At 72.1% G+C, this 5,008-nt stretch carries 6 protein-coding genes and 1 pseudogene; 3 read left to right on the plus strand and 4 right to left on the minus strand.

Features of this window, described 5'->3' with window-relative positions; translation table 11 throughout:
- The first annotated feature begins 31 nt into the window (after positions 1 to 31).
- A complete protein-coding gene (locus ACIQOV_RS27285; protein WP_331768824.1) occupies positions 32 to 286 on the plus strand; it encodes a DUF2306 domain-containing protein in 255 nt (84 codons plus the stop codon).
- Positions 287 to 622: 336 nt separating this feature from the next.
- Here the strand turns inward: ACIQOV_RS27285 and ACIQOV_RS27290 are convergent, their stop codons facing one another.
- The gene (locus ACIQOV_RS27290) at positions 623 to 916 is read right to left on the minus strand and encodes a hypothetical protein (RefSeq protein ID WP_401052883.1); all 294 of its coding nucleotides are present in this window, start codon (positions 914 to 916) and stop codon (positions 623 to 625) included.
- Positions 917 to 1,225: 309 nt separating this feature from the next.
- Between ACIQOV_RS27290 and ACIQOV_RS27295 the strand changes: the two genes are divergently transcribed.
- Positions 1,226 to 1,705 (plus strand): hypothetical protein, encoded by a 480-nt coding sequence (locus ACIQOV_RS27295; RefSeq protein ID WP_331768820.1) that lies wholly within the window; start codon positions 1,226 to 1,228, stop codon positions 1,703 to 1,705.
- Positions 1,706 to 2,102: 397 nt separating this feature from the next.
- Here the strand turns inward: ACIQOV_RS27295 and ACIQOV_RS27300 are convergent, their stop codons facing one another.
- From ACIQOV_RS27300 to ACIQOV_RS27310, 3 genes are all read right to left on the minus strand, one after another.
- Complete coding sequence (locus ACIQOV_RS27300) at positions 2,103 to 2,264, minus strand: hypothetical protein (protein ID WP_331768819.1); 162 nt, start codon at positions 2,262 to 2,264, stop codon at positions 2,103 to 2,105.
- A gap of 551 nt (positions 2,265 to 2,815) precedes the next feature.
- Positions 2,816 to 3,505 carry a response regulator transcription factor gene (locus ACIQOV_RS27305; RefSeq protein WP_331768818.1) on the minus strand — a complete coding sequence of 230 codons (690 nt, stop codon included), beginning with the start codon at positions 3,503 to 3,505 and terminating at the stop codon, positions 2,816 to 2,818.
- Positions 3,502 to 4,578, minus strand: coding sequence for a sensor histidine kinase (locus tag ACIQOV_RS27310; protein ID WP_401052888.1), 1,077 nt, complete (start codon positions 4,576 to 4,578; stop codon positions 3,502 to 3,504). Before ACIQOV_RS27310 ends, ACIQOV_RS27305 begins: the two co-directional genes overlap by 4 nt.
- A 230-nt stretch (positions 4,579 to 4,808) precedes the next feature.
- Between ACIQOV_RS27310 and ACIQOV_RS27315 the strand changes: the two are divergent.
- Positions 4,809 to 5,008, plus strand: a pseudogene (locus ACIQOV_RS27315) (lipase); the annotation flags it as partial.

The following is a 5,008-nucleotide window of genomic DNA, read 5'->3' on the forward strand; positions in this document are numbered from 1 at the left end:
CCCTAATCCTCTGGCTCCGCGAACCAACCAGATGATCATTTGTCAGACACGCCTTAGCCCGGGGCCGGCGAAAGACCCGACCTCCCCTCCCCGGAAAGCAGGATCGGAGCTCCACATCGCCCTTTGCCTGCTGGCGGCCGCGTGGCTGTCCACCGCCGCCCGGGCCTACCGCACGATCCGCCGCGGCGAGGTGCAAGCGCACCGGATCTGGACGATCCGCAACTACGCCCCGACCTTCGCCGCCGTCACCCTGCGCCTCTACCTGCTCACCGGCCTGGGGCTGTGAGGTCGCCGGGCGACCGGTCGGCGAGTACGGCCTGCAGGTTGCGCCATAGGGCTGGCCGCTGTGCACGTGCCGCGCCACCGGACGGCCTGACCGCCCGACACCGAAGCGCAGGGCGGGAAGTCTCTTCTTCGAGGCGGCGCCGGCGGTGTTCGGCCTGTCGGCAGGCGGGGCCGCAGTGCAGGGCGGGGCGGCCGGTAGCCGCCTTCGGCAGGGGGCGGCCGCCCCGGCGCGTGTCCGGAAGGCCGGTGGCGCACTGCCCGCCACCTCGGGAGACCCGTCGGCGGGCAGTGACGATCCGGGCCGGTCCGGGGCTGATGGCGAGATCGGGGCAGGGATTCAGGGGATGTAGAGGCTCTGGGCGCCGGTGGTGATCTCGTCGTCACCGGCGCTGATGCGGCCGAGCTCCTCTCCGTTGCAGTCCGGACCCGAGTAGACGGTCACGGCCGTGTCGGTGTTGTTGTCGACGATGCTGGAGTCCTCCAGGGGGTAGCAGCCGGAGGGGTCCGTGTAGACCTCTTCGTTGTTGAGGTAGAGGTTTCCGGTGGCTGCGGTGGCCGGGCCGGCGGGCAGGACCAGGGCGGCAGCGGTCATCAACGGGACGCCGAGAGCGGCGCGGCAGGTGATTCTCATAACCATGTGCATAGCCATTTCGGGCCGGTGCCGTGGCAGGGACGGGCAGCGGTCGCCCTTGGGGGCGGCCCCGATGGGCCGAATGCCGGGTGCCCCACGGCCGCCGCCGGCGTCGACCACGACCACGGTCCCGGCCCGCGGCCCGCGGCCCGGGCACGCCGACGGCGCTCCCGTCGACGGCCGTGACAACGGTCTGCGCCCAGGTCGCGGCCGCGGAAGCGGCGTGGACGCAGTCGATGCTGCTGCCGGCCGTCCCGGCCGGCCGGACAGGTCCGCAGCTCCCTCACCCTGCCGGCACGCACCTGGCCGATGGCCGCCGCTGTGCTGGGCCGGGGCGGTGAGCCGGTCACCGAGCTCACGTTGTCCCGGGATCCGAGCCGAACCCACGGCACGCCGGGTGTCCTGGAGTGCGATGCCGCCGTGCGTCGGCTCGCCGCGGCCACCGGCTGGACACGGGCGGCCGAGGCCGCCCCGGACGGCGTGCTCGTCGCGCTCGGTCTGCGCGAGGGGTACGACCTCGCCACTGCGACGCACTCTCCCGACGAGGGAACGGATTTCGAGATATCGGCGTCATCCACACCGGCACGCGAGCTTTGGGACGTTTGGTCCTGGCGGCAGCGGATGATGAAAGAGGATGGCGTCCCTCAACGGCCAGGTCTGGCCAACGCAGTCGCGCGGTTGCGCGAGGCTGGGGAAGGGCGGGTGCGTCTTGGGATAGTCAGGTCCCCCGACACCCGCTTCATCGCGTTCCTCTCCGACGACCTTCAGACTTGTGTGGCCTGCGTGTAGGGCCGATGCCCCTGTCTGGTTGAGGCAGAGCGGCGGTCCGGCATGCCGGTGCTCAGCCGTCATTGGCTCTGGAGGGCTGGCAACCCCGCCCTGGAGGAGCGGACGGCGTGCAGGGCCGTCAGGTGTTCGCGGGCGGCCCGGGCGTGCCGGGCGGCCTGGGCGAGTTGTTCGCCAGCCAGCAGAGCGTCTCGTGTCCTGCGGGCCTTCAGGTCCTGTTCGGCCCCGCTCCCGGTCGGCCTTCTCGGCCTCCGGGTTGAGGCTGTGGTTCATGCCTACCGGGTGAGGCCGCGGCATGCGTCCGTGTGTGGCCGACCGGGCCGGTTCACCGGGAGTTTTCTTTGCAGATAGCGGACGGGCCGTCACCGGTGCTGCGGTGGCGGCCCGTCGAGGGTGATGCTCATACGGTCGGGCCGACCAGACCTGTCAGGGCCCGGTGTGCGCGTCGGGTGGTGCGCTCGGCGCGGCTCTTGAGCCGGAGCGCGCGCGTGAGGCGGTGCTTCTCGGCCTCCCGCAGACGCTCGTCGATCGTCGCCCGCGCGACCTCGATGTGGTAGATCATGATGCTCCCCCTGTCCGGGGTGATTCGTCGGCATCATCGCCATGCCGGCCCTTCGGACCACCCTCTGTGCTTCAGAGCCTACACCCAAATACGGGGCAAGGCCTTGTATTTAACGTTCTGTTCAAGAAATTGCCTACTGATCGAAGGCTTTGGCGCCGATCAGCTACCAGGTTCCGCGTGGCGGCGATTCGGTGCCCGGATCCCTGCCCGGGCCGTCGCGAGAGCGGCACCAACCCCAGCCGGCTGGTCGAACGCGTCGTCGCGGCCGGACTGGTCGAGCGCCGCACCGACGCCGAGGACCGCCGCACACGGAACCGCGCGGGGCCGGCCGACCCCGCGCCGGGGAAGGAAATATCATGCGATTCGAGAACACCCTGACCGTCGACGCGCCCGTCAGCGTGCTCTTCGCCCACCTCGCACGGCCCGAGAACCTCCCGCGCTGGAACTACGCGCTCGACACCACGGAGCAGACCTCCCGGGGCCGATCGGGGTCGGCACGACCCACCGCCGGGGCAGTCCCCTTCAGGTCCACCGTCCCAGCCGGTGAGGCGTCAGCCCGTGGACGGGAGGTTCCCGCCCGCGGTGACCATGCCTGTCTCATAGGCGATGACGACCATCTGGGCCCGGTCATGGGCGTGGAGCTTGGCCAGCAGCCGCCGGACATGTGTCTTGACGGTCGCGATGCTCAGCCCCAGATGCTCGGCGATCACGCGGTTGGGCAGTCCCCGGGCCACCAGTCGGAGCACTTCCCGTTCCCGTGGGGTCACGCCCGCCAGCTCCCGGGCGAGTCGCGGGCGCGGCTCGTGGCGTCCGGCGAACTCGCGGATCAGACGGCGGGTGACCGCGGGCGCGAGCAGGGCGTCGCCGGCGGCGACCACCCGCAAGGCTGTCAGCAGGTCGGCGGGGAGGATGTCCTTCAGGATGAATCCGCTGGCTCCGCCGCGGAGTGCCGCGTACACGTACTCGTCCAGGTCGAACGTGGTGAGGACCAGCACCCGGGTGCCGGCGGCGTCCGGGTCCGCGCAGATGCGCCGGGTGGCCTCCAGACCGTCCATGCCCGGCATCCGGATGTCCATCAGCACGACGTCGGGCCGCAGCCGCAGGGCGAGTTCGACGGCCTGCTCGCCGCTGACGGCCTCGCCTGCGACGGTGAGGTCCGGCGCGTTCTCGATGAGCAGGCGGAAGCCCGTCCGCAACAGCGCCTGGTCATCGGCGATGAGAACCCGGACCGGCCGGTTCACCGTGCTGTCTCCGATCCCCAGGGCAGCCGCGCGTGCACCCGGAATCCGCCCGTCGCCAGGGGGCCGGCGGAGAGGGTCCCGCCGCACATGGCCGCCCGCTCCCGCATCCCGACGAGTCCGTGCCCGCCGCCAGGACGCCGGGGCGGGAACCGGGACGGGAGCCGGGACGGCGCGTCGTTGACGACCTCGATCTCGACCGCCTCGGGACCCGTCCGGGAAAGGTTCACCCGGCAGTCCGCCGATCCCGCGTGCCTGACGACATTGGTGAGGGCTTCCTGAACGATCCGGTAGACCGCCAGTTCCACACCCGGGGGGAGCGGTGGATCCGGCTCGACGGACAGCTCGACGCGCGGGCCTGCGCCGTCCGCGAGCGCCGGCAGGTCCGCCAGACCGGGGGCGGTCCCCGACTCGGGTCCGTCACCGGGTGATCGCAGAACGCCGAGCATGCGGCGCATCTCGGTGAGCGCCGTCCGGCCCGCTGTCCCGACCAGTGCGAGGGTCCGCTCGGCCTCCTGCGGGTTGGTGGAGGCCACCGCACGGGCCACCTCGGCCCGTACCGCGATGACAGTCAGATGATGGGCCACCACGTCGTGGAGCTCGCGGGCGATCCGCAGGCGCTCGTCCGTCACGGCCTGCCGGGCGGCGAGTTCCGCGTACGACCGCTGCTCTCTCAGCGCGGTGCCCACCAGCCAGGGCAACGTCATCATCAAAGACGCGAAGACGACGCCCCACGCGACCCCGGAGGCCGGGACCGGTCGCGGTACGAGAGCCATGGCCGCCGCGACGGCGCCCAGCGAGCAGCCGAGCGCCGTCGCGGACCGGCGCCGCGGTTCCCGCGCCGCCACCGTGTACAGAGCGGCCCCGACGGGGACCCAGGACTCCTCCCATCCGGTGAACGCCATGGCGAAGACCGCACCGGCCAGGACCGTGTACAGAACCCGGACGGACCATCTGCGCCGTACCGCGACCGGAAGCCAGACCGCCGCCGCCACGGCTCCCGCGCCCCAGCCACCGCTGCGCGTCTCGCTCGCGCCGAACGCCAGGGCGAGGAGCACGGCCGCGACCGTGTCCACGCCGTGCCACTGTCCGTCCCTCAGACGTCCGGCCACCAACGGCCGTGACTCCCCGTCGCCCATGCCGGCCACGCTATCCAAGCCGGGGCCCAGGGCCTGTCAGCCCGGAGGACGTCATCTCGCGGGCTGACTCATCCGCGCGGCCGATGCCCGTCATACCCTCCTGGGCTGACACCGGGTTCCTCCCCGGGGGCGAAGCCGCCGGGCCCGTCGGACGCAACAGTGGAGCCATGAATCGGAGAACACTGCTGTCCTCGTCCGCCGCACTGGCCGCCGCCATGATCCCGGGTCCGCTCGCGCCGCTGGCCGTCGCGCGACCGAGGCAGGAGGAACCCGTGCGGTTCCAGCTGCCCGCCCCGAACGGACCGTACCCGCTGGGCACGATCGCGCTGCACCTGACCGACACCGCGCGGCCCGACCCCTGGGTGCC

The sequence above is a fragment of the Kitasatospora sp. NPDC091257 genome (genome assembly GCF_044757675.1).
Taxonomy (GTDB): Bacteria; Actinomycetota; Actinomycetes; order Streptomycetales; family Streptomycetaceae; genus Kitasatospora; species Kitasatospora lactacystinica.